We start from the raw sequence: 2388 nt of genomic DNA on the forward strand, positions 1-2388 counted from the left end.
TCCTCCACGACGCGCAGCGCCTCGAGATGGGCGGCGCGGTTCGCGCGCGCCTCCTCCGAGCCCGCGACGAGGTTCGAGCGCAATCTCATCGACCTGTCCCCCTCATGCCTCTCCCCCCTCGGCGCCTTCGCCCCGGATCAGCCCCTCGTTCACCTGGAGCCAGCGCTCGCGGTAGGCGTGGCGGGCGGCGGCCGCGACGTCGTTCTGGAAGGCCGCGTTCACGCCCGCGCCGATGGCCGCGCCCACGAACGGGGCGAGCTGCGCGGCCTTGCGCGTCGAGAGGTTCAGGCCGAGCACCGCCGCCACGCGCTTGGCCGCCGACTGCGCGCCCGCCGTCTGGCCCGTCAGCCGCACGATCCGGCCCCAGCTGTCGGCGGGGAGGTCCGTCCGGTCCCGCGCCAGCCGCGCCAGCGCCGCGCGCTTCTCCGCCATGCCGTTCGCACCCGCGAGTTCCAGCGTGTCGAGGATGAAGACCCGCTCCGCGTCGGTATCCGCCCCGAAGCCGTAGCAGAGGCCCGTCAGCCGCACGGTCCTGAGCGCCAGCGTGATCGTCGCCGGCACGTCGACGGCGAGGCCGAGCGCGCCGAAGGCGCCCGCCGCGCCCCCGCCCGTCACCGCGTAGCCGAGCGCCCAGCGCCGGATGTCGGCCGCCGCCGCGTCGCAGGCCCGAAGGTCCGCGAAGTCGTGGTCGAGGGCCACGCGCCGGATCGAGGCCGAGGCCGCCCAGTCGGCGCCGCGGATCACCAGCTCGACCGCCTCGGCGGGCACCAGCCGGTGCGTCAGCACGCTGACCGGCCGCGCGATGCCCCGGATCGCCCGCGGCAGGAGCGCGGGCTGCGCGGCGCGGTAGGCGTCCTGCTCCTCGAGCACGCTCCGCAGGTAGCCCTCCTCGGTGGCCGCCTGCCGCCCCGTCCCGCTCTCCTTCGTCGGCCTGTCCTTCCTCGGCCAATCCTTCTCCGCCATGGCGCTCGCCTCCGGTGCTGCCTGCCGTTGCCTTGCGCGTCTCATGTGGCGGGTTCCCCGTCCTGCGCCAAGGCATCGGCCGGAAGCTTGCGGCCCCGCGGGTCGTAGGCGGCGGCCCAGGGGGTGCCGTCCCCCGCCGCGCAGGTCACGACGAGATGCACGCCCGGCGCGGCCGAGGGGCGCGCGGCGCAGTCGGTGGGCGCGCCCCCGGTCTCGGCCACGTAGAGCGCGGCCGCGGCCTCGATGATCTCGGTCTCGGTCGGGGGCCGCGCGCCCACGCCAAGCCGGACACCGAGCGCCAGCGCCAGCGTCGCGAGCGCGGCCAGCGGCAGGGCGATGCCCCGCGTCACCGCTCGGGATCCTTCTTGATCTCGCTGATCTCGCGGTCGAGGAAGTAGCTGATGACCGACCGGATCAGCACGAGGAGCCCGAGGAACAGGAGATCCTCCAGCCTGAGGCTCAGCGCCGTGTGGATGATGTCCGACACGATCAGCAACTCGAGGCCCGAGAGGATGTAGCGCCCGAGTTCCACCCGCTCGCGGTTGATGATCGTGGCGCGCGCGGTCTCGACCCGCCGGACCTCCGCCGAGACGAAGCCGATCAGGAAGCGGACGGCGCCGATGAGCATGACGGCGATGGCCAGCACCACGACGACGGCCGAGGCCCATTCGAGCAGGTGCGCGAGCGTCGCGAGATCCGTGTGCAGGATCCCCTCCGTCTGCTCGATATCCGCCAGCCGCTCCACCCCCGCTCACCCCATCGAGGCCATGAGTTCGCGCCCGACCAGCATCCGCCGGATCTCGGAGGTGCCGGCGCCGATCTCCATGAGCTTGGCGTCGCGGAACATGCGGCTGACGGCGCTGTCGTTGAGGAACCCCGCGCCGCCCAGCGCCTGAACGGCCTGGTGGGCGACCTTCATCCCCTCCTCCGAGGCGTAGAGCACGCAGGCCGCCGCGTCCTGCCGCGTGACCTCGCCCCGGTCGCAGGCCTTGGCGACCTCGTAGGCATAGGCGCGGGCCGAGTTCATCGCGGTGTACATGTCCGCGATCTTGCCCTGCATGAGCTGGAAGCTCCCGATGGGCTGGCCGAACTGGCGGCGCTCGACCATGTAGGGCATGACCTCGTCGAGGCAGCCGGCCATGATCCCGATGTTGACGCCCGAGAGGACAACGCGCTCGTAATCGAGGCCGGACATGAGCACGCGGACGCCCTTTCCCTCCTCGCCCAGCACGTTCTCGAAGGGCACCTCCACGTCCTCGAACACCAGCTCCGCCGTGTTCGAGCCGCGCATCCCGAGCTTGTCGAAATGCGGCGAGGTGGAGAAACCCTTCATCTCCTTCTCGATCAGGAAGGCGGTGATGCCCTTCGACCCGGCCTCGGGGTCGGTCTTGGCGTAGACCACCAGCGTGTCGGCGTCAGGGCCGT

At 72.4% G+C, this 2388-nt stretch carries 4 protein-coding genes; all 4 read right to left on the bottom strand.

Features of this window, described 5'->3' with window-relative positions; translation table 11 throughout:
• Positions 1 to 102: 102 nt before the first annotated feature.
• Positions 103 to 963, bottom strand: a complete 861-nt coding sequence (locus ACTS11_RS15325) for an EcsC family protein (RefSeq protein WP_442641168.1) — start codon at positions 961 to 963, stop codon at positions 103 to 105.
• 41 nt (positions 964 to 1004) lie between these two features.
• Positions 1005 to 1313: a hypothetical protein gene (locus tag ACTS11_RS15330; RefSeq protein ID WP_442641169.1), complete on the bottom strand. Its 309-nt coding sequence runs from the start codon at positions 1311 to 1313 to the stop codon at positions 1005 to 1007.
• Positions 1310 to 1708 (bottom strand): DUF1622 domain-containing protein, encoded by a 399-nt coding sequence (locus tag ACTS11_RS15335; RefSeq protein ID WP_442641170.1) that lies wholly within the window; start codon positions 1706 to 1708, stop codon positions 1310 to 1312. Before ACTS11_RS15335 ends, ACTS11_RS15330 begins: the two co-directional genes overlap by 4 nt.
• A gap of 6 nt (positions 1709 to 1714) precedes the next feature.
• The coding region (locus tag ACTS11_RS15340; protein ID WP_442641171.1) for an acyl-CoA dehydrogenase family protein at positions 1715 to 2388 on the bottom strand (674 nt) is incomplete at its 5' end.

The sequence above is a fragment of the Roseicyclus sp. genome, assembly GCF_052168335.1.
GTDB lineage: Bacteria > Pseudomonadota > Alphaproteobacteria > Rhodobacterales > Rhodobacteraceae > Roseibacterium.